This window comes from Clostridium septicum, from assembly GCF_003606265.1.
In the GTDB taxonomy this organism is placed as follows: Bacteria; Bacillota; Clostridia; order Clostridiales; family Clostridiaceae; genus Clostridium; species Clostridium septicum.
On the sequence record NZ_CP023671.1, the window covers coordinates 3124233 to 3150635 of the forward strand.

Here is a 26403-nt window from a genome sequence, read left to right on the forward strand (position 1 = left end):
AAAGTTGATAAAAATGATTTTACATAGTACTATGAAGTATATAATTAATAAAATATAAACAAGAGTATTTCTAGTTGAAATAAGAAAGGAATTTTTATGGGAAAGACATTAGTTTTAGCAGAGAAGCCAAGTGTTGGTAGAGATATTGCTAAGGTTTTAAATTGCAATCAAAATAAGGGTTCATATATTGAAGGAAATAAATATATAATTACATGGGCATTAGGTCATTTAGTTGGACTTCAAGACCCAGAAGGCTATGATAATAAATATAAAACTTGGAGTATGGAAACATTACCCATGTTGCCGAAATACATGAAATTAACTATTCTAAAAAAAACATCAAAGCAATTTCATGAAGTAAAAAAGGTAATGACTAGAGGTGATATTGACGAAATTGTTATAGCAACAGATGCGGGAAGAGAAGGGGAACTTGTAGCACGTTGGATTATAGAGAAAGTTGGATGTAAAAAGCCAATTAAGAGATTATGGATATCATCACAAACTAATAAAGCTATTTTGGATGGCTTTAAAAATTTAAAGCCAGGAAAGGCATATGAAAATCTTTATAAAGCAGCAGTATGTAGAGCAGAAGCAGATTGGTTTGTAGGACTTAATGTAACAAGAGCATTAACATGTAAATATAATGCACAACTTTCAGCAGGAAGAGTACAATCTCCTACTTTAGCAATGATAGTTCAAAGAGAAGAAGAAATAAAAAACTTTAAACCTAAAGAATATAATACTATAAATGTAAAAACAGATAAATGTAAATTTACGTGGGTTAATAAAGATAATAATGGAAGAATTTTCGACTTAGAATTTAGTAAAAAGGTTGAAGCTAAACTTAAAGATGCAGATGTAAATATAGTAAATGTTAATAGCAAGGATAAAAAAGTTTATCCTAAACCACTTTATGATTTAACAGAACTTCAAAGAGATTGTAATAGACTTTGGGGATTTTCTGCAAAACAAACTTTAAATGTAATGCAAAGGTTATATGAAAATTATAAGGTTTTAACATATCCAAGAACAGATTCAAGATATATTACAACAGATATAGTAGGAACCTTAAAAGATAGAATAAAAGCAGTAGGGATTGGAGAATATAGAGGAATTTGTGAAAATCTTTTAAAGAAAGATATCAAAGGAAATAAGAGTTTTGTAGATAATTCAAAAGTGTCTGATCACCATGCTATAATTCCAACAGAAGAAAGAGGAAACTTAGCTCTTTTAAGCTCAGAAGAAAGAAAGGTTTATGAATTAGTAGTAAAAAGATTTTTAAGCCACCTTATGTCAGCTTATGTTTATGTGGAAACTACTTTAGAAGGTGAAGCTAATGGAGAAAGACTTTTAGCTAAAGGAAAGGTAGAAAAGGATAAGGGATGGAAGAGACTTTATGATAAAGTAGATGAAGATGAATCTTCAGATGATATAAAAGAGCAAACTCTTCCTGTTATAAATAAAGGAGAAGTTTTAAAAATTAAAAATGTAGAAGTTAAAAAGAACTTTACAACAGCACCATCTAGATTTAATGAAGCTACATTACTTTCAGCAATGGAAAATCCACAAAAGTATGTTAATGTAGATAAAGCCTCAGCTAAAACATTAAACGAAACAGGGGGACTTGGAACAGTTGCAACAAGAGCTGACATAATAGAAAAGCTATTTAATTCTTTTGTTATAGAGAAAAGAGGAAAGGAGATATATCCAACTTCAAAAGGAAAGCAATTGATAGAATTAGTTCCAAATGACTTAAAATCACCATTATTAACAGCTAAATGGGAAAAAAGATTAGATGAAATAAGTAAGGGAAAAGCTGATTCATATCAATTTATAAAAGAAATGAGAAATTATTCAAAAGCTTTAGTTGAAGATGTAAAAATAGCTAATAGCAAATTTGTTCATGATAATAAAACAGGAAAGAAATGTCCAAATTGCGGTAAATACCTTCTTGAAGTAAAAGGGAAAAATGGAATAATGAATGTCTGCCAAGATAGAGAGTGTGGATATAGAGAAAGTGTAAGTAGAAATACTAATGCAAGATGTCCTGAATGTAAAAAGAAATTAGAACTTAGAGGACATGGAGACGGTCAAATATATGTATGTCCAAATACTAATTGCACGTTTAGAGAAAAGGCATCAGTATTTAATAAGCGATTTGATAAAAAATCAGATAAAATGAATAAAAGAGAAGTTAATAATATAATGAGAAAAATGAAGAAGGAAGCAGAAGAGGATATAAATAATCCATTTGCAGATCTTTTAAAAAATTTAAAGTAAAAAATATATTGACATATTATATTTAGTTGTGTAAGATTAGTTAGTCAATAAAATAAAAATTGTTAGGTGAGGCTCCTATAAGGAAATATGTTGCTGCCCAGAAAAATCTAGAGATTCCAATGGGTTAACAGAAATCATCGCTAAGGTGATTTTTAATGTAACTGACATTTTGTCTACGCTTTATAGTGCTAAAGCTCTACGAGTTAAAAAGAAGTTACAAGACTTTTTGTGTAGAGCAAAAAGTCTTTTTTTATTTGAATTTCTAAGGAGGTGGTATTAATGGATTCGTATCTGGGGAAAATTTTAAAGACAATTAAATATTGGGGAGAATCTATTTATACCACGTATAATTTAATATCCCTATACTAAAAAGGGGAAAAGTTATGAAATTAGAAATGAATAAGAATGAATTAAGAAGATTTTTATTACATGCACCTCAAGATAAGGTTATGAAATATATAGAAGGTGCTCATCCAGTAGATATACTAGATGTATTAAGAGAAAATATAGATGAAAGAAAAGATATATTAAATAGATTATCAGAGAAATTTATAGCATCTATTATAGATGAAGCTGATGCAGAAGAAAAATATCATATACTTATGGAATTTTCAGAAAATAAGCAGAAAAATATTGTTGAAGAAATGTCATCAGATGAATTAACTGATTTACTTGGAATATTAGATGAAAGTCAAGCAAATAAAATTTTAGCTAAAATGACAGCAGAAGATGCAAGAATGGTTCGCCAACTTTTAAGCTATGATCCAGATACAGCTGCAGGTATAATGGCTACAGAGTTTATATCAGTAAAAGATAATATGACAGTTAGAGAAACTTTAAAATATTTGCAAGAAACATCTAAAGAAGCAGAAAATATATATGATTTATATGTAATTGATTCTTTAGATAAGTTAAAAGGTGTAGTTTCACTAAGAGATATAGTTACTAGTAATTTTGACACTTTAATTTCAGATATAGTTCAAGAAAATTTAGTAAGTATTCCTTATGATATGGATCAAGAAGAAGTTGGACATATATTTGAAAAATATGGTTATTTAACAATTCCAGTTGTAGATACTTTTAATAGACTTTTAGGTATAGTAACAGTAGATGATGTAATGCAAATTTTAAGGGATGAAAATACAGAAGATATTCATCGTCTTGGAGGCGTAGCAGAAGGTGAAAAAATTAATGGAACATTATCAGAATCTGTTAAAAGTAGATTGCCATGGTTATTTATAAATCTTTTAACTGCTATACTAGCTTCTTCAATAGTTGGAATATTTGAAGGAACTATTGAAAAAGTTGTTTCATTAGCAACATTTATGCCTATAGTTGCAGGTATGGGAGGAAATGCTGGTACTCAAACTTTAACAATAATAGTTAGAGGATTAGCTTTAGGAGAGTTAAATTATAAAAATGTAAAACGTGTTTTATTTAAAGAAATTGGAATTGGTGTTATTACTGGACTAGTAATAGGATTGTTAATTGCAATTCTAGGATATATATGGGAAGGAAAAGTTATATTTGGAGTTGTAATAGGAATTGCCATGCTTTTAAATATGATTATTGCAACTATTTCAGGTTTCCTAGTACCTGTTATATTAAAGAAACTTAAAGTAGACCCAGCCTTAGCATCATCAGTGTTTGTTACTACATTTACAGATGTATTAGGATTTTTCTTCTTCCTAGGCTTAGCAACAGTATTTATTGGTTATTTAATGTAAATATTATACAATTTACATTGATACATAAATATAGTATAATTAATTTATTATAAATAGGTGATGGAGTTCGCCTTTAAATGCTTAAGAAGCTAATGACTCCTACTCTTTATTAAAGAGTAGGAGTCTATTTTTTTGCAAAATATAAGAAATATAAATAAAAAGGAGTAGAGATATGACAATTATAATTATTATTTTAAGTTTAATATTTATTGGTATTTTATCATCATTAAGTGGACAGATTATAGAGAAAATAAAATTACCTTCGTTAATAGGAATGATGATATCAGGAATGATTTTAGGACCATCATTTTTAAATATAATACCAAAAGAAGTAATAAATATTTCACCAGCAATAAAGGATATAGCATTAGTAACAGTATTGTTTATTGGGGGTCTTGGAATAAGTTTAAATCAAATGAAAGAAATAGGACGTCCAGCTATTTTATTAAGCATAATTCCGGCAACTTTAGAGGGAATTACAATAGCTTTATTATCAAGATATTTTCTAAATTTTACTTTTATACAAGGAGCAATTCTAGGTTTTATAATTGCAGCAGTAAGTCCAGCAGTATTAGTACCATCTATGATATCTCTTATAAATAGAAAACTTGGTGAAAACAAATCAATTCCACAAATGTTATTAGTTGGTGCATCAGCAGATGATACAATTGCAATTACATTATTTACAACATTTTTAGGCGTATATTTACAAGGGATAAATGGAAAAAATATTTCTATAGTGAAACAATTAAGTTTTATACCTATTACAATAATATTAAGTATATTAATTGGATGGATATTAGCTAAATTAACATCATATATTTTCAAAAATATAAGTAAATCTTTTATAAAGGTTTTGATAGCATATTTTATATGCATTATTATGAGAGTTATTGAACAAAATTTTAAAATAGAGATTTTTAATTCTTTATTGACTATTATGATTTATGGATTTTTTCTAAGAAATTATGTAGAAGAGATTTCAAAAGAGATACTTAATATAATGAATAAAATATGGGCTATAGGGAAAATATATCTATTTACTTTTGTAGGAATGGCAATTAACCCTAAATTAGTAGGGAATTTTTTTATAATTGGAGTTATAATGTTAATCTTTTCTTTAAGTATTAGATCATTAGGTGTATTAATATCACTTATAGGCACAAATCTTAACAAAAAGGAAAAATTATTTTGTATAATTGCATATTTACCTAAGGCTACGGTTCAATCTGCAAAAGCTGGAATTCCTCTTCAAATGGGAGTATTGGGAGGAGATGTAATGCAGGCTATAGCAATTTTAAGTGTTTTAATAACTGCACCTATAGGAGCAATTGGGATTAAACTAACAGCAGAGAAGTATTTAGAGAAGGCTAAATGATTTAATTAATAAAATTAGAAATAAATTTAATAAAAACTAAAAAAATGGTATAAAATTACAAAACATGTGGTAAAATGAATAAGTATTGAAATTGTTACTATAAAAAATAATTTAGGAGAGTGATATTAATGGCAAAAAATAATTTATCTTTTCAATGTAATAAGTGTGGACATATTTTAAACAGTACAGAAAAAAATAGTTTAGTTATGTGTCCAGAGTGTAAAAATATAAAGAAAGTGGAGAATTTTAATTATGTGGAAGGATAAGAAAAAGTAGTAGATTTAAAAAATCTACTACTTTTTTATTAAAAATCTTCTAGTTCTTCTTTAGATTCATTAAGAGAAAAAGTAAATTTAACTCCAGAAAGGGTATTTTCTATTAAATATTTACTTTTATGGTTTATAAGTATTCTTTTAACAATGGCTAATCCAAGGCCATTGCTATTATCTGTTCTTGTTCTTGCTTTATCTAACCTATAAAATTTTGCATAAATATTTTCAAGTTCATCTTCTGGAATATGGGAACCTGTGTTTTCTATAGAAATAATATATTTATTATCATTTTTATTAAGAGAAATAATTACCTTTTCATTAGCTGGACTATACTTAAAAGCATTAGTTAATAAGTTGGTAAAAACCTGCTCTAATTGAAATATATCACCAGTTACATAAGCGTAAGGCAAAGTGTTTTCAAATATAACATCTATAGATTTGGATTGGAATTCTAAAGACAAACTTTTTGTAACTTTTTTAATTAATCTTATTATATTAAAATCTTCTAAATGAAGTTCAATAGTTTCGGACTCTAATTTAGAAAGTTCAAGCATATTAGAAACAAGTTTACTCATTTTTTTTGATTCATCTATTATTGTATCTAAATATACTATAGCATTTTCACCTTCTACAATACCGTCTTTTAATCCTTCAGCATATCCTTCAATAATACCAATAGGAGTCTTTAATTCATGAGAAACTCCAGCTACAAAGTCCTTTCGTAAAGTCTCAAGTTTTCTTTCTTTTTCTATATCTTTTTCTAATTGTTTATTTTTTTGTTTTAGGTCTTCCAATGCATTATTAAGGTTAGAGGATAAGAAATTTAATGTTTTAGCAAGGTTACCAATTTCATCTTCTGAATTAACCTCACATTTAACACTAAAATCCATTGAAGACATCTTCTTTGCTACTTTATTAATTTTGACAAGGGGCTTTGTAATTAAATTTACATAAATTGAGGATAAAATTATCCCTATTATACTGAAGCCTACAACTAAATATTTATAAAAATCTTTTATAACTAATCCAGCTTCTTGAATAGGTTGTATAGAAGACACAGAAATAATAATGGAATCATTTTTATATTTTAATGACATAGGAGATACTATACCTATTTTTTTAGATCCACTACTTTCATTTTCAAAAATAGTTTGTTTAGTTTCTCCAGTAGAAATAACATCATAAATAAGTTCTTTATTATTAATAAGCTCAGCACAGAATTGAGTTAATGTTCTTAAATCATCAACTCCTTTTCTATAATCTGATAAATAGCTAAGTTCACCATTTACAGAGAATATAGCTATTCTAGAGTTATTTTCCTGTTCATATCTAGATAAAGCAGATTTAAGTGTTTCTTCACTATATATCTGAAATGAATATAACTCTTTAAATTTATTTACTTCATTAGCTAAATCTCTAGTTTTATGTTTTAAATAATATTGTTCAAAAAATGTTACTTGAAAAAATACACTAGAGAGTATAACTAAAAGAATTAGTCCGAAAGTAATTGTAAATAGTTTTTTTGATATAGTTTTATTCATGTTTACTTTCAAAACGATAACCACTTCCTCTAACAGTAACAATAAGATTAGCTTTATCTCCAAGTTTTTCTCTAAGTCTTTTGACATTTGTATCTACAGTTCGTATATCACCGTAATAATCTATACCCCAAACATGATCTAAAATATTATCTCTCGAAAGAGCAATGCCTTCATTGTCAGCAAGATATGTTATAAGTTCGAATTCTTTAGGAGAAAGGTTAACTAAGTTTCCATTTATTTTAACTTCATGGGAAAGTCTATTTATTGTTAATCCACTAAAATTTTTATTGTTTGTATCTGATATTTCAGAAGTTCTTTTAAGTAATGCTTTAACTTTAGCAATAAGAACTTTAGGGGAGAAAGGTTTAGTTATATAATCATCAGCTCCCATTTCGTATCCAAAAAGCTTATCTTCTTCTTGACCTTTAGCAGTAAGAAGTATTACAGGAACATCAGAAGACTTTCTTATAATTTCTAGGACTGTTATACCATCAACTTTAGGCATCATAATATCTAATATAACTAAATCAATTTTATTATTAGAAAAAGCATTTATTCCTTCGTCTCCATCGCTAGCTTCTATTATATGAAATCCTTCTTTAAGGAAATAATCTCTAAGTAGAAATCTTATTCTTAATTCGTCTTCAACAATTAGAATGTTTTTTTGCATGATATACTCCTTTAAAATTTTATTTATTATAATTATAATTCCCAAATTAAAAAGGGTAAAGAGTAAATAATCCTAAAAATAGAAATAAACTTCTATTTTTAGGATTATGAATATTATTTTAATTCATCTATTGAATAAGATTGTAGGTTGAAATTATTATAATCCATAGAAATTCTATTCAATGACAGTCTTTTAATAAATTTTAATAATGTATTCGCGTATTTGAAGAAAATCAGAATCCAATACATGATAGGATATGTTACTTTTAGGATCTATGAATATATTTTAACATATAAAGTTTTATAACAAGAAATCTGTTTATAAAGTATAAGAAATAATATATAATCATAATATTAGTTAAAGAGTAAGGAATAGGTGCAAGGATATATGTTAAAACTGAATTTTGATGTTAAAAGACATCTTTTAGATAATGGGTTAGAAGTAATTACAATAAAAAAGGATACAAAAATAGCAGCAATAAATGTAGGGATTAAAGTGGGATCACTTTATGAAAATGGTGATGAGAAAGGAATATCTCATTTTATTGAACACATGCTTTTTAAGGGCACTAAAAATAGAAGTAATGAAGAAATTAATGAAGCATTAGAATTTTTAGGTGGAGAGTATAATGCATATACAGATTATGCAGTAACAGTTTATACTATAAGTTGTTTAGAGGAAGAAATAAAGAATGCTATAGAAATATTAGGAGATATGATAGTAGCATCAACATTTAGTGAAGAAGAAGTTGAAAAAGAAAGAGGAGTAATATTAGCTGAAATAAGGACTGGAAAAGATGATGTAGAAGATTTTAGTTTTAAAAAAACTAATGAAATTGCTTTTAAAAAAAGTCCTTTGAGGTATGATGTTGCAGGATTAGATAAAACAGTTAAGAAGTTTATAAGAAATGATTTAATAGAGTATTATAATAAATATTATGTGGCTAATAATTCAGTAATTACAATAGTATCTTCATTTGAGCATGAAGAAGCTCTTTTAGAAGTAAAAAAAAGATTTGGTAATTGGAAAAAAGGAGATGTAGAAAAACTGAAGGTAATAGAAGAAGAAAATAATCCAATAAAATTTGTAACAAATAAAGAAAATATTGAGCAAAGTACAATAACTTATTTATATACTTTTTATGGACTAGATAGAAATCTAGAATTACCTTTTAGAATTTTAAATCATAGATTAGGTGAAAGTGCAAACTCTTTATTATTTAGAGAAGTTAGAGAAAAAAGAGGACTTGCATATGATATATATACTAATTTAGACATGACAAAAGGTGTAAAAACATTTTCTATATATACAGCAGTAAGTGAAGAAGATATAGAAAGTGCTTTAGAAGCAATTGATGAAACTATTTTAGGTGTTAAAAATGGAAGTATAGAAATTGGTGAGCGTGACTTAAATCTTATGAAAAAGATTCATAAAACTGCAGTAATTACTACACTTGAAGATCCAGCAGAACTTTGTAATTACATGTTACATCAAGCTTTAGATGAAGAAGATTTATATGAATTTGTTAATGATATGGATAAACTTAATGAATTAGATATAAATAAAATTTATGATGTTGCAAATAAAGTTTTAGAAAAACCAACAATTCATATTTTAAAATCTTAATAAGGTGGGAATAATTATGAATGTTATAACAAAAATTGAGGTGCAAAAGAGAAATAAAGATAGAGTAAATATATATATAAATGAAGAATATGCCTTTTCATTAAGTTCAGAACTAGTATATAAAGAAGGTTTAAAGTTAAAACAAACAATAGATATAGATAAAATAAAAAAAGTGGCAAAAGAAGATAGTTATATTAAATGCAAGGAGGCAGCACTTAGAATAGTTGAAAAAACTTATAAAACTCAGAAAGAGATTAAAGATAAATTGTTTTTAAAGGGTTATGATGAAAATACAATAGATAGAACTATAGAATTTTTAGAGGAATACAATTTTATAGATGATAAGAATTATACAAGAATGTATGTAAGTGATAAAATAAAAAAGCAAGGTGCTAATAAAATAAAATATGAACTTACTAAAAAAGGTGTTAGTGAAGAATTAATAAAAGATCAAATATCAAATATTGATAAGGATTCAGAAAAAGAAGTTGCATATTTACTTGCTGAAAAGAAATACAGTATATTAAAAAAAAGAGAAGGAGATAAGTATAAATTATCTCAAAAATTATATAGATTTTTAATTTCAAAAGGATATGAATATGATATTGTATCAGAAATAGTTAAGAAAATTGTAAATAACGAAGAAATATATTAAGGAGGATATACATGAGTACTTATTTAGCTTATGGGCTATGCCTTTTTATAATTATATGGGCAATTAAGGGGAGTACTAGTGCATCACTTCAAGAAAAAAACTCTAAATATGCTTTAGATAGACTGATTTATTATTTTTCAATATTTATTTCACTTATAATATTGATGTTAAATTTAGATAGACTTATTATTAAAATATTAGAGATACAAAATAACTATCTACATATAGGTAATATTAATAATAAGTTATTTAATATTGTTGCTTTAGCAATGATTTTTTTCTTAATACAGATTATAATATATCAATTTTTAAAGTTTTTATCTAGTCCTCTTGTTAAAGGGTATTCAAAGTTACTTTCAGGAGGATTAGTTAAAGTAATAGCATCCTCATTTATATTTGGTATTTTGAAAGGTTTTGTAATTATACTTATATTATTTGTTGCAGTAATAACTTTTAATAATACTATAAATAGAGGAATTAAGCTTAATCTTTTTAGTGATATAAGTGCGTATTGCAAATTAGAAAAGCTTATTTCGGCAAATAGACCAATAATTTTAAATAATGATATAAAAGATTATGCATCAGTAAATTCAAATTTTATTGTTTACTATAATGGAGTTACCCTAGAGGAAGGAATAAAATCAACAAAGGAAATTGATAATAAAGCTATTGAATTAACTTCTAATGCTAAAACAGATAGAGAAAAAGCAAAGAATATATATTCTTGGATTGGAAGCAACATAGAGTATGATTTTTATAAAGCAGAAAAGGCTTTAAACAATGAAAAGCTTTCAAAAAGTGGAGCTAAAGAGGCTTTTGAAAGTAGAGTAGGCATATGTTTTGATTATGCATGTCTTTATGTAGCAATGGCAAAAAAAGCAAATCTAGGAGTTAGGCTTGTTACAGGTCAAGGATTTGATGGCAAAAACTTTGGTCCTCATGCATGGAATGAAGTTTATTTGAAAGATGAGGGCAAATGGATAAAGGTTGATCCAACATTTTATAAATCAGGAGATTATTTTGACACCATAGATTTTGATAAAGAGCATATAAAGGAATCTATAGCAGGAGAATGGAAATAAAAAAAGCCTTATTATAGGGCTTTCTTTTTTTTAGACATAATTAATTTAATTGCTTTTTCACAGTCGTTATCACTATCATCTAATGACCATGCTATATTAAAATAAATTAAAGCTTTATTAGTATCTTCAAGCATAGCATAACAATAAGCTAAATTAAAAAAATATTTACTTTCTTTTTGAAGTTCAAGAGCTTTTTTTATCATAGAAATAGCATTATTAAAATCTTTTAATTTTATGTAGCAAACACCAGAATTATATAAAGAGCAAGCTACATTTTCATATTTATCAATAGATAATTTATAACAATCTATAGCATTTTTATATTCTTTTAAGTTATAAAATCTATTACCTTCATTAAAATAATCCACTACAAACCTCCAAATATAGGAAAAAATATTTTATATATTTTAATTATAGACTATATATTAAAAATATATTCAGTAAAATATTTTTAAATTAAAGAATAAATTATAATGTATTCTTTAATTTAAATCTATACAGCTTTAAATATCTCCTCAAGTAAAGGTTTTCGACAAAGTTTTTAAATTCCCCTTTATTTTTTAGCAGTTCTCTAATATAATATACTTATGTTTCTATTAATGTAACGGAATTTAATGAGCGGGAGAGATAGTATGATAAAAAATAGTCCTTATATATTAGTATTAGGAGCATCCATAGTAGATATTATAGGGTTTAGCAGAAAAAAGTATAACCCAAAAGATTCAATTCCAGGAAATATAAAGATATCTTTAGGCGGTGTGTGCAGAAATATTTCAGAAAATTTAGCAAGGGTTAATGTTAACACTGAGTTTATTTCTATATTAGGAGATGATGAACAAGGAAGAAATATATTAACCAATGCAAAAGAAATAGGATATAGCATGGAACATTCTTTAATATTAAAAGATGAATATACACCTACATATATGGCAATTTTAAATGAGTCTGGAGAAATGGAATCAGCTATAGTTGATATGGAAAGTATTGAAAAGATGGATACATCATTTATTGATTCTAAAGAAGAAATAATAATGAATTCAGAGTACACTATATTAGACGCTGATAATCCTGAGCTAATGAAATATATTTTAGAAAAATTTAATGGAAAAACTAAATTTATTTTAGATCCAGTATCAGCAAGTAAAGCGGCTAAAATAAAGCATTTAATAAAATATTTTCATACAATAAAACCAAATAGACTAGAAACAGAAATGTTATGTGGTTTTAAGATAGAAGGTACTGAAGATTTACATAAAGCCGGTGAATATTTTACTAAATTAGGCGTTGAAAATATCTTTATAAGTCTTGATGAAGATGGAATTTATTATAAAAATTCTAAAGAAGAAGGCAGAATAGCATCATCTAAAGTAGAAGTTAAAAATGTTACAGGAGCAGGAGATTCATTTGTAGCTGGAATCGGATATGGATATATGAATGGAATTTCTTTAAAGGAAACAGTAAAGTATGCTATTGCAATGTCTGTAATTACTATATCTCATGAAGAAAATATTAATCCTAATATGAGTGAAGAATATGTAAAAGAGTTTATTAAAACAATTAAATGGAGAGAAGATTTTTAAAAAAGTGGCTTAAGCCACTTTTTTACTTTATTGTGTTACTTTATATAAAATAAATATTAACTTTTAGCACATTCTATAAATGAAGCAATTTTATTGTTTTATTATTATAAATCTTAGTAGATGAGGTGAAATAAATGAATTCTAAAAGTAAAAATAGTCATAAAAAACATGTAAATCATAATCCACAAGTAGAAAGTGTTAAAGCATGCTTTGGGGAACCAAAGGCAAAGGAACATGATAGAAAAGACTTTAAAATTTAAAGGGGTGAAATAAAAATGGATAATAATAAAAATAGACTTAAAGATAGACCTAAATCAAAGGCAAAAGAAAGGAAAATGCACCCTAAAGATAATTCGGATTTAGGTATTATAGATGGAGAAAAAATAGGCGCTTATGATCATTCTAAAAATCCAAATAAAACTTATGAATGGCTAAATAACTAATAGAATATTGACAAATAAACTATTATATTATACTATATCCTTACAAAATCTAATATTTTAAAAGCAGTGAAAAAGAGGAGTAGGGAATATTAAGTATAAAAAGAGAAGAAGGTCTTGGCTGAAAGCCTTCTATACAGGATATCCTGAAGGTAGCTTTTGAGTATCTTTGTTGAACTTAAGTAGGCAAAGGCGGCTTTCTTAGTCGTTATTATGTAAAGAGCCTAAATTTATTATAAATTTAGGAAAAAAGGTGGTACCGCGAGTCTTCGTCCTTTTGTGATGAAGGCTTTTTTTATTTTATTTAAAATTAAGATTTAAATTAATATATGAACCTTCAACCATATTATTAATTTACATAATTATAAGTTAATTATATGAAACCTTCAAATTAAATATCACCAATCTTTTATAATATATATAAAGTTACTAGTAATTGCTTTAAATTTAGAAAGGGAGGAATAAAATGACTGAAAAGAAAAATTTAGCAACAACATATGATCCTAAAGAGTTTGAAGAAAGAATTTATAAAACTTGGGAAGAAAAAAAATATTTTACTCCTGTAGTTGATAAAAATAAGAAACCTTTTTCAATAGTTATGCCACCACCAAATATAACAGGTAAGCTTCACTTAGGGCATGCCTTAGATAATACATTACAAGACATGTTAATAAGATTTAAGAGAATGCAAGGTTATTGTACACTATGGCTTCCAGGACAAGACCATGCAAGTATAGCTACAGAAGTTAAAGTTGAAAATGAGCTTCTAAAAAAAGGATTAGTTAAAAAGGAAATGGGAAGAGAAGCATTTCTAGAAAAAGTATGGGAATGGACTGATGAATACAGGGATAGAATAAGAACTCAGCTTAAAAAGATGGGATGTTCTGCAGACTTTACTAGAGAAGCTTTTACAATGGATGAAAATCTAGATAAAGCTGTTAAACATGTATTTGTCAAACTATATAATGAAGGACTTATTTATCAAGGTAATAGAATAACTAACTGGTGTCCAAAATGTACAACAGCTTTATCAGATGCAGAAATAGAATATCAAGAACAAGAAGGTAACTTCTGGCATATAAATTATCCATTAACTGATGGAAGTGGCTATTTAGAAATAGCTACAACAAGACCAGAAACATTACTTGGAGATACAGCTGTGGCAGTTAATCCAAATGATGATAGATTTAAACATTTAATTGGAAAAACATTAAAACTGCCACTAACAGATAGAGAAATTCCAATAGTTGCAGATGACTATGTAGATATAGAATTTGGAACAGGGGCTGTTAAGATAACACCAGCTCATGATCCTAATGATTATGAAGTTGGTAAGAGACATGGTTTAAAAGAAATAAAAGTAATGGATGATCATGGGGTTATTAACGAATTAGGTGGAAAATATCAAGGTTTAGATAGATATGAAGCTAGACGTGAAATGGTTAAGGATTTAGAAGAACAAGGGTTATTAGTTAAGGTTAAACCACATGTTCATAATGTGGGAACTCATGATAGATGTGGTACTGTTATAGAACCAATAATATCTAAACAATGGTATGTAAAAATGGAATCTTTAGCAAAACCTGCTATTGATGTTGTAAGAAACAAAGAAACTAAATTTGTTCCAGAAAGATTTGAAAAAACATATTTTAACTGGATGGAAAATATTCAAGACTGGTGTATATCAAGACAATTATGGTGGGGACATAGAATTCCAGTTTGGTACTGTAATGAATGTCAAGAAATAATAGTTTCAGAAAAAACACCATGTAGTTGCCCAAAATGTTCATCAAAGAATTTAAGACAAGAAACTGATGTTTTAGATACATGGTTCTCATCAGCTTTATGGCCTTTCTCAACATTAGGTTGGCCAAATAAAACAGAGGATTTAGAATACTTCTATCCAACAAATGTATTAGTAACAGGTTATGATATTATATTCTTCTGGGTAGCTAGAATGATATTCTCAGGTCTTCATAATATGGAGAAAACACCATTTGATACAGTTTTAATTCACGGAATTATAAGAGATTCACAAGGTAGAAAAATGAGTAAATCTCTTGGTAATGGAGTAGATCCTTTAGAAGTTATAGACACTTATGGCGCAGATGCTTTAAGATTTATGTTAGTTACAGGTAATGCTCCGGGAAATGACATAAGATATTTCCCAGAAAGAGTTGAAGCTGCAAGAAACTTTGCAAATAAAATTTGGAATGCATCAAGATTTGTTATGATGAATCTTGATAGAGAATTAATGGATAAATACAAAGATGATAAAGACTACAGTTTAGCTGATAAATGGATATTATCACATTTAAATACATTAGTTAAAGAAGTAACAGAGAATATGGATAAGTATGAACTAGGAATTGCTCTTCAAAAGGTTTATGACTTTATGTGGACTGAATTCTGTGATTGGTATATAGAACTTGTTAAGCCGGTTTTATATGGTGATGACGAAAAGCAAAAGGGAATAGTTTACAATGTTATTTATAATGTTCTTAGCACAGGACTTAAGTTACTTCATCCAGTAATGCCATTTATTACAGAAGAAATTTATACTACTTTAACAGATGGTGAAACAATAACAATTTCATCTTGGCCAGAATTTGATAAAGCTTTAAATAATGAAAATGCAGAAAAAGATATGTCATATATTATAGAAGCAATTAAAGGATTAAGAAATGTAAGAGCTGAAATGAATGTACCACCTTCAAGAAAAGCTAAAGTAATTAGTTATATAACTGAAGAAGCTAAGGATGCCTTTATATCAGGTGCAAGTTATATAGAAAAATTAGCATCAGCATTAGAAGTTGTGTTTATAGAAGATAAATCTTTAGTTCCAGAAAATGCAGTATCTCTGGTTGTTAAAGGTGGAGAATTATTTATGCCACTTTTAGACTTAGTTGATAAGGAAAAAGAATTAGATAGATTAAATAAAGAAATGAAAAAGCTTCAAGGTGAAGTAGAAAGAATAGATAAGAAACTTTCAAATCAAGGCTTTGTATCAAAAGCTCCAGAAGCTGTAATTAATGGAGAAAAAGAAAAGAGAGTAAAATATCAAGAAATGCTTGATGCAGTTTTAGTAAGAATAGAGGCTTTAAAATAAAGTTTTAAATAATATCATTAGTAGTTTTTTATACAATAAAAAAGTTGCTAGTGAAATATTTAGTTTAGAAGTTATTTAAATGATATAGATATAAAACAAAAATTTATTTGAGCAATTAAAATTAATATATTTTTACAAAATAGATACATTTATGTGTTTTTATGATATTATATAAATAATGTTTAAGATAAAAGGATAAAAGGATAAAAGGCATTAAGGGCTCTAGTTTTAACTAGAGCCCTTAGTGTATATAAGAAAAAAATTAATACATTTCAATAATTGTTTTAGCTAATGTACTATTTGGATTTTCAGAAAGAACTTCTTCAGCAATTTTTATTGAGTCATAAGTAGATAAAAATGGTTTAGAAGTAGTTGAGAAAATTAATAGCCATTCTTTAAATTTAATTTTTTTACTTAATTTAATAGATTTTTTTATATGATTAAAGGCTATTTCTTCGTAACATAAAGGTGTAAGTATTATAAATACAAAGTAAGACATTAAATAGTTAGCATATGCTAATTCTTCTATTTTATTTATCTCTTCAAGTTCATTTATAGTATTAATAAGCCAAAAATAAAAATTACTTTGAATATAGTAATCTTCAGATTTTAATAATATTAGATTTTCTTCATTTATATCCATAATAGAAATATTATTTAAGTTTAAGTTTAAAGCAGCATTTAAATTATTCATATATATTCTCCTAAAAGTTTTTTTAATGATAATATAACATATTTAAAAGTATGTATATAGATATGAAAAGTAGTAAAATAAAATATTTTACTTTACCTATTATTAGAATTTTATATTTAGACAATGAGCATAAATTTGTTATATAATAAAGAAAATATAAATGCTTATGAAGAATAAGGGGAGTTTAAAATGAAATACGAAGATGCGATGAAATACATAACAGAAGTAGGTAATTTTGGTTCAAATTATGGTTTAGAGAGAACTTATAGGTTGTTAGAGCTTTTAGATAATCCGCAAGAAAAAATAAATTTAATTCATATTGCAGGAACAAATGGAAAGGGGTCTACAACTGCTATAATTAGTAGAATACTTCAAGGGCATGGATATAAAGTTGGAATGTACACATCACCTTTTTTAGAGGAATTTGAAGAAAGAATACAAATAAATGGTATGAACATACCAAAGGAAAAATTAGCTGATCTTATGGAAAAAGTAAAAAAAGCTGTAGATAAGGTAATTGAAGAGGGGTATAATCATCCAACGGAGTTTGAGATAATAACATGTTTAATGTATTTGTATTTTTATATTGAAAATGTAGATTTCGGGGTAATTGAAGTTGGACTTGGGGGAAGGTTAGATTCTACCAATGTAATAACGCCAATACTTTCAGTTATTACATCAATTAGTTTAGATCATGTTAATATTTTAGGGAATTCATTGAAGGAAATAGCTAATGAAAAGTCAGGAATAATAAAAAATAAAGTTCCAGTTGTTATATTTCCACAAAAGAAAGACGCTTTTGATATAATAAAGAAAAAGTGTGAAGAGGAAAATGCATCGTTATATGTTATAGACGAAAATGATTGGGAGTTTATAGATGTAGTTAGAGAAGATGGTATATATCAAAAGATTAGAGTAAAGTATAATAAAGAGGAATTAGAAGTTAATTTTCCTTTACTTGGAGAACATCAAATATTAAATTTATCAGTAGCTCTTAAAGCTATAGAGATATTAGAAAAAAATGGGTTTCTAAAAATTTCCAAGGAGATAATAAAAAAATCATTAGAATCAGTTGTTTGGAAAGGTAGATTAGAAGTTATGAATGTAAATCCACTAGTTGTTATAGATGGAGCTCATAATATACAAGGGATAACAACGCTGAAAAGTAATATAAAAAAATATTTTGAATATAGAAACTTATATTTAATCTTAGGAATATTGGCTGATAAAGATGTGGAAAGAATGGTAAAAGAAATTACGCCTATGGCTAAAAAGGTATATTCAGTTACACCTAATTCTTTAAGAGCAGAGTTAAGTGAAGATTTAAAAAAAGAGATTTTAAAGTATAATTCTAATTGTTATGCATATGAGGATTATGAGGAAGCATTAAATAGTTCTTTAAAAGATGCAACAGAAGAAGATTTAATAATAGCATCAGGTTCTTTATATATGATTGCTGACATGAGAAAAATAATTACAAATAAATTTATAAAAGTTAAGTAGAATATTATAAAAAAATGTTGTGTTATACATAATCTTAAAGAAATATGTAAAAAAAGGTTAAAATATGGAGGACGATTCTTGAGATAAATTATTTATTTATAGAAATTAATATGATAATATTAATTTAGTATATATAAGGGAGGTTTTTTTATGGCAAAACATTTACACATAATGGCAAAAGAAGGAGATATCGCAGAAACGGTTTTACTTCCTGGAGATCCTCTAAGAGCAAAGTTTATAGCAGAAACTTATCTCGAAAATCCAGTATGTTACAATAATGTTAGAGGTATGTACGGTTATACTGGTACATATAATGGGAAAAGGGTTTCAGTGCAAGGTACAGGAATGGGATTACCTTCTCATTCTATTTATGTAAACGAACTAATAAGATTTTATGGGGCTAAAAGACTTATAAGGATAGGTTCAGCAGGGTCAATAAACGAAAATGTTAATGTTAGAGATATAGTTTTAGCACAAAGTGTTTCAACTAATTCAGGTATAAATAAAAGAAGATTTAAAGGAATGGATTATGCACCAACTGCAAACTTTGAACTTTTATTAGAAGCATATAATAAAGGTATAGAAAAAGGAGTAAACATAAAAGTGGGAAATGTATTATCATCAGATCTTTTTTATGATGATACAGATGTAGGAATTAATCTTTGGGCTGATTATGGATGTTTAGCAGTAGAGATGGAATCGGCAGAGTTATATACAGTAGCTGCTAAATATGGAGTAGAGGCTTTATCAATTTTAACAATTTCAGATCATATCTTTAAAGGAATAGAGACAACACCTGAAGAAAGGCAGGAAAGTTTTACGGATATGATGGAAATTGCACTTGAATTAGCAAAATAATTACTAATTTTAAAAAAGCAGTTTTAAAAACTGCTTTTTATTATTTGTAGAAACTAAAATATAAAATAACTATATAGTTATAGAAATTTGAGGTGAATTTAGATGTTGGATATATGTTTATTAGGGACTGGGGGCGGAATGCCAATGCCTTTTAGAGGCTTATCAGCAACTTTAATAAGTTATAAAGGAAGAAAAATATTAATAGATTGTGGTGAAGGCACACAAGTGTCTATGAGGATGATAGGTTGGGGATTTAAATCTATAGATATAATATGTATAACACATGTACATGGGGATCATATAATTGGATTAACTGGATTATTATCAACTATAGGTAATAGTGGTAGAACTGAAAAACTTACAATTATAGGACCAAAAGGAATTAATAAAGTAGTAAATGGATTACGTGTAATAGTTGAATATTTACCATATGAGTTAGAAATAATAGAGTATCCAAGAGAGGTTAATTTTAAATTAACTAATAATGGATTAGAGGTATCAGAAAGTGGTGATATAACTTTAAGTACTTTAGATTTAGAGCATTCAGCACCTTGCTTAGGATATAAAATATATTTTAAAAGAAATAGAAAATTTAATGTAGAGAAAGCAATTGAAAATAATGTTCCAAAGATATTATGGAGTAAATTACAAAAGGAAGAGAAAGCATGTTTAAATGGAATTGAGTATTTAAGTGATATGGTGTTAGGAGAAGAGAGAAAAGGGATTTATATAAGTGTGATAACAGATACAAGACCTATAGAATCAATAAAGGATTTTGTTAAATATAGCGATTTATTTATATGTGAAGGTACTTATGGAAAAGATGAAGATATAGAAAAAGCTATAAAAAATAGACATATGACTTTTAGAGAGGCAGCAACTTTAGCTAAAGATGGAAGTGTTAAAACTTTATTATTAACTCACTTTACTCCAGCAATGATGAATCCAGATGAATATATAAATAATGCAAAAGAAGTATTTAAAAATACAATTATAGCTAAAGATAGATTAATTATAAACTTAAAATTTGAGGAGTAAACTAATTAATAGCATAATAATAAATAAAGTTAAATTTTTATGTAAATAAATATCTAAATAATCCCTATAGTATGTACTTGTTCAAAAAAATATTATTATGATATAATGGTAAAAAATGGAACGAGAAAATAGGAGGGAAGAGTGGCTAAAAAAAAGAGAAACTTATTAGTTAAAGATAAAATATGGCTTTATTTATTCATAGCTATGATAATTACCTGTGTTACATGTAGTATAACATATTTTAAGTATGATATTATGAATTTTTACAAAGTTAGTTATAGAAATATATATGGGAAAAAATTAGATGAAAAAAAGTTAAATGAAATAAGAGATGAACTTAATATTAAGGAAATAGATTATAATTGGGACGGTGAATTAGAGTATATAAATAACCCAAGAAAAATAATATATCATCATTCTGCAAATAATGGTTGGACATCTGAAAATATTCATGAGGCACATAAGAATAAGGGGTGGAATGGAATTGGATATCACTATTATATTAGAAAAGATGGTGTAATATATAAAGGACGCCCAGAAAAAGCTGAAGGAGCACATACAAAAGGTCAAAATAAAGAATCTATTGGTATATGTTTAGAAGGGAACTTTGAAGAGGATAGATTAACATTAGAGCAGGTTGAAAGTCTTTATGAGTTATCGGTTTATATATCATTAAAATATGACATATATAAAATAATTGGTCATAAAGATGCGTGGAATACTCTTTGTCCAGGAGAAAATTTTCCCATAGAGTCTATGGCTAGGAAAGTTATTAAAGGAATAAAGGAGTTTAATATAGAAGAAAATAGGATTACACCATTGTTAGAATAGTTAGTAATTTAATTTAGAATTTTATTTAACTAGAATTAACTTTATATAAAGTATATAATGAAATGTAGAGTTAAAAGCAAAGGAGAAAAATATGAATAATTTTAATGAACTTAGTTTAAAACCTAATATAGTTGAAGCTTTAAAAATTCAAGGTATTACAGAACCTACAGAAATACAAAGTAAGGCTATACCAGAACTTCTTAAAAATAAAGATTTAATAGGTGAATCTCATACAGGCAGTGGAAAAACCTTAGCATATTTATTACCTATATTTGAAAAAATAAATAGTGAAAAAAGAGAAATGCAAAGTATAATTTTAGCACCAACTCATGAGCTAGTTAGGCAGATAGAGGAAGAAATTAAGCTTTTATCAAAGAATTCAAAATCTAATATAACTTCTTTAACTGTAATTGGTGATGTAAATATTGATAGGCAAATAAAAAAGATTAAAGAAGTGAAACCACATATAATAGTTGGTTCTCCAGGAAGAGTATTAGACCTTATAAGAAAAAAGAAGATTACAGCTCATACAATAAAAACTATAGTTATAGATGAGGCTGATAATTTGTTAGATAAAAATAATTATAAAATAATATTAGATATAATAAAGACAACTATGAGAGATAGACAGCTTATGGTATTTTCAGCTACAATAAGTGATAATACTATGAAGATTTCTAAAGAGTTAATGAAAGAGCCAGTTGTAATTAAAGCTACTGGAAAACCAGCTTTAAATCCTAAAATAACTCATATGTATATAGAAGGAGATAGAAGGGATAAGTTTGAAATATTAAGAAAACTTATAGCTGCAATAAATCCTAATAAGTCTATTGTATTTGTTAACAATAATACTGATATAGATATTATAACTCAAAAGTTAAATTATCATGGAAAACCAGCCTTTAATATATCTTCTCATATATCAAAAGAAGCAAGACAAAAATCTCTTCAAGATTTTAGAAATGGTAAAATAAATATATTAGTTTCATCAGATCTTTCAGCAAGAGGGTTAGATGTTCCTGATGTTACGCATATATTTAATTTAGATTTTCCTGTTAATGCTAATGATTACTTACATAGAGCCGGTAGAACGGCTAGAGGAGAGAATTCAGGAGTTGCAATATCAATTGCCACTGGAAAGGATTTAGCAGGTATTAGAGTATATGAAAGAGAATTTAATATAAAAATACATCCTATGAAAGTTTATAATGGAAAGCTTATGGATGCAAAATAAATAGACTCACAATATTGTGAGTCTATTTATTTTGCATTATTATTATGAATTTTTAATTTCCTCTAATGCTTTAGCAAGTTGATCAGGACAAGAAGTATCTTTATTTCCACATTTTATCCCTTTCAACTTTTCAATTGCAGAATCAATATCCATTCCCTTAACTAAGCTTGAAATTCCAAATAGATTTCCTGGACAACCTTTTACAAATTCTACATTTTTTATTTTATTATCTTCAACATCTACATGAATCTCTGTTGAACAAACTCCTTTTGTTTTATAAACAAACATAAACTATACCTCCAAAAAATATTCCATTATTTATTATATATACTTTATTAATATAAATGAAGCATAAATGTGGAATTTTGAATTAAAACATAAAAAAGTGTCCCATTTAATACTAATAAGCATATATTATAATTATATATCAAGTGATTTTTAGACCCTTAAATTTTAAAAATAAGGTTTTTCTAAAAGGAGGTGCAAAATGAATTCTATATTAGTATGCAATACTGGAAGTGATTCGATTTCAAAAGTCAATATTTCAGATTTAACTGTAGAAAATTTGCCCTTAGATTTTGGAGAAAAACCTATAGGGCCCCATGGGATCTATATAAGTGATAAAAAAATATACACAGCTAATAATTATAGTAATTCAGTATCTATAATTAATGGTGTTACCTTTAAAGAAGAAGATTCTATATATATAGGACCTTATCCAAACGATGTTGCTACATTAAAGAATAAACTTTATATTTCATGCGGAGAATCAAATGCAATAATTGTTTATGATTTAGTAGAGAAAAAAATATTATTTGAAATTCCAATTGATAAATGGCCTCATAGCATAGAAATTTATAAAGAAGCAGAAATGATATTTGTATCAAATTTAGAAGGTAATTCCATATCAATTATTGATGGAATAGATAACAAAGTTATAAAAAAAATAGATACTTTAGAATATCCAACTAAAATATTAGTATCAAAGGATAAAAGTAAAATTTATGTGTGTGAAAGTTATATAGGAGAAGATACTTTTGGATATGTAGAAGTATTTTCTATAAAGAATTTATGTACATTAAAAAGAATAAAAGTTGGAAAATCGCCAGTTGACATGTGGGATGATGGTAATTTCTTATATGTATCTAATTTTAGTGATGGAACTATAAGTATTATAGATGTAGATACTCTAAAAGAAATAAAAAGAATAAATGTAGGTAGCATGCCAAAAGGAATAATTCGCTATAAAGACAAATTATATATAGGAGATTATTTAAAGGGAAGGATTCTTTCATTAAATTTAAAAACAAAAGAAACAAAAGCCATAGCAGTAGGAAAAGAACCTAATGCCATGACTTTATATTAATCTTCATCAGTAAATAATGTATTAATTATTTTTGTATAAATTTCAGAAGGATTTTCTTTCCATCTATTACAAAGAGAAACAGCTTGCTTTTTTGATGGAACAGATACTTTAAGTTCCATTAGAAGAGATTCATCTTCTAATGCTTGAAGATCTACTAAAAATGAATCATTTTTTCCAAGTGTGTAATCACTATGTATAGTAAGTTCTTTTTTTATTGAATCAATTATTGTTAGAAGATAGTCATCGATTATCTTCTTTTTTATTGGAGATATTCTATCAGTAAAAAATGAAAGTACATTAATACCTTTTTCAGTAATATCAATAAGGTTTTTATCATTAACTAATACATATTTTAAAAATTCGGATGATATAAGTTCACTTATATATTGTTGAAGTGTAAAATAATTTATGAAATTGTTTTCAAGTATTATTTCCGTTAATTGAGTATTAGTAATTGGTTGCTTTAAAGATTTTATAACATATAATACTAGAAGTTTGTTTTCTGCTAATTCAGTTGAGTTTTCGTACATCTTTTAAACCTCCATTTTAGAAAGTGTCTATATAATTATATCATAAAATTTAGAAAGTGGAATAATATAGTCATTAATATTGTTATAAAGGAATATAAATTAATAACATTATATAGAAGGGGTAATAAAAAGTGAGAAGAAGAAATCATATACTTGTAGTAATGGGGTTATTAGTTGTATCAATGATAACGTCAATATTTTTTAGAAATAATGAAAAATTAGTTTTTTCATATATGACTAAAGAACAACCAATTTTTAGAGTAGATAGAGAGGATAAAGCAATTTCAATAACATTTGATGTAAATTGGGCAGAAGAAGAACATTTAATAGACATATTAAATGTTCTAGATAAATATAATGTAAAAGCTACATTCTTTATTATGGGAAAATGGGTTAATTATCCTGAAGGAAACAAGGAAAAGTTAATAAAAATAAAGGAAGGAGGGCATGAAATAGGTAACCACAGCTATGTACATCCAATGTTTTCTAAAATAAATGATGGCAGAATAAAAGAAGAATTAGAAAAGACAGATAAAATAGTAGAAGGTACAGTAGGTGTAAAGCCGAAAGTATTTAGATTCCCAAGTGGTGATTTTAATGAAAAAGCTTATAATACAGTATCCTCTTTAGGATATGTACCTATTCAATGGGATGTAGATTCTGTTGATTGGAAAGAAAGTGGTGCAGAAATAGAGTATAATAGGGTAATGAAAAAGGTTAAGCCTGGGTCAATTATCTTATTTCATAATAATGCAAAGTACACATCAGATAATTTAGATAGAATAATTCCTGAATTACAAAAAGCAGGATATACATTTATGCCTGTAGGAGAGCTGATTTATAACGAAGATTATTATATAAATGAGCAGGGAGAGCAAAGAAAAAAATAAAAATATTAAAAAATATTGAAAAAAGAGCATGTATTGTATTATAATGGAAATATACCGTGTGGGGATTATATGGTGGAATCGATTAAAATTTAAATACTAAGGGAGAGAGGGGTTATGATGGACAACTTGATGTTAAATAACAAAATTTATTTAGAGGGAAAAGTTATTTCGGAATTAGAATTTAGTCATGAAATGTATGGAGAGGGTTTTTATACATTTGCGGTGGAGGTAACCAGGTTAAGTGATTCAGTTGATATTTTAAATATAACTGTTTCAGAAAGATTAATATCAAATATGGATTTATCAATAGATAAAGAAATTATTATCGAAGGACAACTTAGATCTTACAATAAGTTTGTAGATGGTTCTAATAAGCTTATACTAACAGTATTTGCAAGAAATATAGAGCCATGTATTGAAAAAAGTAAAAATCCAAATGAAATATTTTTGGATGGGTACATTTGTAAGGAACCTGTTTATAGAACAACTCCTTTTGGTAGGGAAATTGCAGATGTTTTATTAGCTGTTAATAGAGCTTATAATAAATCAGATTATATACCTACTATAGCATGGGGAAGAAATTCAAGATTCTGTCAAACTCTTGAAGTTGGAGATAATATTAGAGTTTGGGGAAGGTTACAAAGTAGAGAATATCAAAAAAAGATTAGTGATACAGAAGTAATTAGAAAAATTGCTTATGAAGTTTCAATTTCTAAAATGGAAAGAGTAGCAAATGAAGAACAAGTTGATTCAGAAGAAATTATTGGTGAGGAAGGTGCAGTTTAAAATTAAGCATTTTTAATAAATAAAGCTAAGGAAATTCCTTAGCTTTATTTATTTTTATTGAAAATTGAAAGTTTAAGAAAAAATGAATTCAAATATTAGTTCTTTTATGTATAATATTGAGATAACTTTTACTATGTATAATAAAAAGCATAGAAATTCATAACATTTCTAAATAAAATACAAAGATTTTATAATAATTATACCTAAAAATTAAAAAAGAATGTCTATCTAATGCGTACAAATTTTCGAAAATGTCCGTATATTTAGAAAAATAACTGATTTTATAAGTTATCAAAAAAAAAAAATTATAATA

25 protein-coding genes, 2 riboswitches and 1 other annotated feature are annotated in these 26403 nt (G+C 26.6%); of the genes, 19 read left to right on the forward strand and 6 right to left on the reverse strand.

The window, feature by feature from the left end:
- Window positions 1–96 precede the first annotated feature (96 nt).
- The 4 genes from CP523_RS14400 to CP523_RS16070 all read left to right on the forward strand — a co-directional run bounded on the left by CP523_RS14400 (window position 97) and on the right by CP523_RS16070 (window position 5651).
- Window positions 97–2280 (forward strand): DNA topoisomerase III, encoded by a 2184-nt coding sequence (locus CP523_RS14400; protein ID WP_066676797.1) that lies wholly within the window; start codon window positions 97–99, stop codon window positions 2278–2280.
- A gap of 51 nt (window positions 2281–2331) precedes the next feature.
- Window positions 2332–2491, forward strand: a riboswitch (M-box (ykoK) riboswitch).
- A gap of 172 nt (window positions 2492–2663) precedes the next feature.
- Complete coding sequence (gene mgtE, locus CP523_RS14405) at window positions 2664–4007, forward strand: magnesium transporter (RefSeq protein WP_066676799.1); 1344 nt, start codon at window positions 2664–2666, stop codon at window positions 4005–4007.
- Window positions 4008–4054: 47 nt separating this feature from the next.
- A riboswitch (Fluoride riboswitch) is annotated at window positions 4055–4116 on the forward strand.
- Between the two features lie 63 nt (window positions 4117–4179).
- The gene (locus CP523_RS14410; RefSeq protein WP_066676801.1) at window positions 4180–5385 is read left to right on the forward strand and encodes a cation:proton antiporter domain-containing protein; all 1206 of its coding nucleotides are present in this window, start codon (window positions 4180–4182) and stop codon (window positions 5383–5385) included.
- A gap of 128 nt (window positions 5386–5513) precedes the next feature.
- Window positions 5514–5651: a hypothetical protein gene (locus CP523_RS16070; protein WP_162926000.1), complete on the forward strand. Its 138-nt coding sequence runs from the start codon at window positions 5514–5516 to the stop codon at window positions 5649–5651.
- A 38-nt stretch (window positions 5652–5689) separates the two neighbouring features.
- Here the strand turns inward: CP523_RS16070 and CP523_RS14415 are convergent, their stop codons facing one another.
- Together CP523_RS14415 and CP523_RS14420 are read right to left on the reverse strand one after the other, a co-directional pair.
- The gene (locus tag CP523_RS14415; RefSeq protein WP_066676850.1) at window positions 5690–7198 is read right to left on the reverse strand and encodes a HAMP domain-containing sensor histidine kinase; all 1509 of its coding nucleotides are present in this window, start codon (window positions 7196–7198) and stop codon (window positions 5690–5692) included.
- Entirely contained in the window at window positions 7191–7868 is a 678-nt protein-coding gene (locus tag CP523_RS14420; RefSeq protein ID WP_066676803.1) for a response regulator transcription factor, read from the reverse strand. Before CP523_RS14420 ends, CP523_RS14415 begins: the two co-directional genes overlap by 8 nt.
- Window positions 7869–8255: 387 nt before the next feature.
- Between CP523_RS14420 and CP523_RS14425 the strand changes: the two genes are divergently transcribed.
- The 3 genes from CP523_RS14425 to CP523_RS14435 are packed head-to-tail and all read left to right on the forward strand — an operon-like array spanning window position 8256 to window position 11231.
- The gene (locus CP523_RS14425; RefSeq protein WP_066676805.1) at window positions 8256–9494 is read left to right on the forward strand and encodes a M16 family metallopeptidase; all 1239 of its coding nucleotides are present in this window, start codon (window positions 8256–8258) and stop codon (window positions 9492–9494) included.
- A gap of 16 nt (window positions 9495–9510) precedes the next feature.
- The gene (gene recX, locus CP523_RS14430) at window positions 9511–10149 is read left to right on the forward strand and encodes a recombination regulator RecX (RefSeq protein ID WP_066676807.1); all 639 of its coding nucleotides are present in this window, start codon (window positions 9511–9513) and stop codon (window positions 10147–10149) included.
- Between the two features lie 11 nt (window positions 10150–10160).
- Window positions 10161–11231, forward strand: a complete 1071-nt coding sequence (locus CP523_RS14435; RefSeq protein WP_066676809.1) for a transglutaminase-like domain-containing protein — start codon at window positions 10161–10163, stop codon at window positions 11229–11231.
- 11 nt (window positions 11232–11242) lie between these two features.
- On the opposite strand, the gene CP523_RS14440 is transcribed toward CP523_RS14435, so the two are convergent.
- Entirely contained in the window at window positions 11243–11599 is a 357-nt protein-coding gene (locus CP523_RS14440; protein ID WP_066676811.1) for a tetratricopeptide repeat protein, read from the reverse strand.
- A 264-nt stretch (window positions 11600–11863) separates the two neighbouring features.
- Between CP523_RS14440 and CP523_RS14445 the strand changes: the two genes are divergently transcribed.
- The 4 genes from CP523_RS14445 (at window position 11864) to CP523_RS14450 (ending at window position 16360) form a co-directional block, all read left to right on the forward strand.
- Complete coding sequence (locus tag CP523_RS14445) at window positions 11864–12811, forward strand: carbohydrate kinase family protein (RefSeq protein WP_066676813.1); 948 nt, start codon at window positions 11864–11866, stop codon at window positions 12809–12811.
- Between the two features lie 134 nt (window positions 12812–12945).
- Window positions 12946–13071: a CPC_1213 family protein gene (locus CP523_RS16550; protein WP_252655308.1), complete on the forward strand. Its 126-nt coding sequence runs from the start codon at window positions 12946–12948 to the stop codon at window positions 13069–13071.
- Window positions 13072–13086: 15 nt separating this feature from the next.
- A complete protein-coding gene (locus CP523_RS16075; protein WP_162926001.1) occupies window positions 13087–13254 on the forward strand; it encodes a hypothetical protein in 168 nt (55 codons plus the stop codon).
- A 57-nt stretch (window positions 13255–13311) separates the two neighbouring features.
- Window positions 13312–13531 (forward strand) — a binding site (T-box leader).
- 186 nt (window positions 13532–13717) lie between these two features.
- Window positions 13718–16360 carry a valine--tRNA ligase gene (locus tag CP523_RS14450; RefSeq protein ID WP_066676815.1) on the forward strand — a complete coding sequence of 881 codons (2643 nt, stop codon included), beginning with the start codon at window positions 13718–13720 and terminating at the stop codon, window positions 16358–16360.
- A 262-nt stretch (window positions 16361–16622) separates the two neighbouring features.
- On the opposite strand, the gene CP523_RS14455 is transcribed toward CP523_RS14450, so the two are convergent.
- Window positions 16623–17054, reverse strand: coding sequence for a hypothetical protein (locus CP523_RS14455; protein ID WP_066676817.1), 432 nt, complete (start codon window positions 17052–17054; stop codon window positions 16623–16625).
- A 189-nt stretch (window positions 17055–17243) separates the two neighbouring features.
- Between CP523_RS14455 and CP523_RS14460 the strand changes: the two genes are divergently transcribed.
- From CP523_RS14460 to CP523_RS14480, 5 genes are all read left to right on the forward strand, one after another.
- A complete protein-coding gene (locus CP523_RS14460) occupies window positions 17244–18557 on the forward strand; it encodes a bifunctional folylpolyglutamate synthase/dihydrofolate synthase (protein ID WP_066676818.1) in 1314 nt (437 codons plus the stop codon).
- Window positions 18558–18707: 150 nt separating this feature from the next.
- Window positions 18708–19415 carry a purine-nucleoside phosphorylase gene (gene deoD, locus CP523_RS14465; RefSeq protein ID WP_066676820.1) on the forward strand — a complete coding sequence of 236 codons (708 nt, stop codon included), beginning with the start codon at window positions 18708–18710 and terminating at the stop codon, window positions 19413–19415.
- A gap of 102 nt (window positions 19416–19517) precedes the next feature.
- Window positions 19518–20453, forward strand: a complete 936-nt coding sequence (locus CP523_RS14470; protein WP_066676821.1) for a ribonuclease Z — start codon at window positions 19518–19520, stop codon at window positions 20451–20453.
- 141 nt (window positions 20454–20594) lie between these two features.
- Complete coding sequence (locus tag CP523_RS14475; protein ID WP_066676822.1) at window positions 20595–21284, forward strand: N-acetylmuramoyl-L-alanine amidase; 690 nt, start codon at window positions 20595–20597, stop codon at window positions 21282–21284.
- 91 nt (window positions 21285–21375) lie between these two features.
- Entirely contained in the window at window positions 21376–22518 is a 1143-nt protein-coding gene (locus CP523_RS14480) for a DEAD/DEAH box helicase (protein ID WP_066676824.1), read from the forward strand.
- A 42-nt stretch (window positions 22519–22560) separates the two neighbouring features.
- Here CP523_RS14480 and CP523_RS14485 read toward each other — a convergent pair whose 3' ends face one another.
- On the reverse strand, window positions 22561–22806 hold the full coding sequence (locus CP523_RS14485; protein ID WP_066676826.1) for a TIGR03905 family TSCPD domain-containing protein: 246 nt from the start codon (window positions 22804–22806) through the stop codon (window positions 22561–22563).
- Between the two features lie 199 nt (window positions 22807–23005).
- Here CP523_RS14485 and CP523_RS14490 point away from each other — a divergent pair, with 199 nt between their 5' ends.
- Window positions 23006–23884: a YncE family protein gene (locus CP523_RS14490; protein ID WP_066676828.1), complete on the forward strand. Its 879-nt coding sequence runs from the start codon at window positions 23006–23008 to the stop codon at window positions 23882–23884.
- On the opposite strand, the gene CP523_RS14495 is transcribed toward CP523_RS14490, so the two are convergent.
- Window positions 23881–24414 carry a DUF4364 family protein gene (locus tag CP523_RS14495; protein WP_066676834.1) on the reverse strand — a complete coding sequence of 178 codons (534 nt, stop codon included), beginning with the start codon at window positions 24412–24414 and terminating at the stop codon, window positions 23881–23883. The genes CP523_RS14490 and CP523_RS14495 overlap by 4 nt on opposite strands.
- A gap of 182 nt (window positions 24415–24596) precedes the next feature.
- On the opposite strand from CP523_RS14495, the gene CP523_RS14500 reads away from it, so the two are divergent.
- Both CP523_RS14500 and CP523_RS14505 read left to right on the forward strand, forming a co-directional pair.
- Window positions 24597–25304, forward strand: a complete 708-nt coding sequence (locus tag CP523_RS14500; RefSeq protein ID WP_227909609.1) for a polysaccharide deacetylase family protein — start codon at window positions 24597–24599, stop codon at window positions 25302–25304.
- 117 nt (window positions 25305–25421) lie between these two features.
- Entirely contained in the window at window positions 25422–26090 is a 669-nt protein-coding gene (locus CP523_RS14505) for a single-stranded DNA-binding protein (protein WP_066676835.1), read from the forward strand.
- Window positions 26091–26403 lie beyond the last annotated feature (313 nt).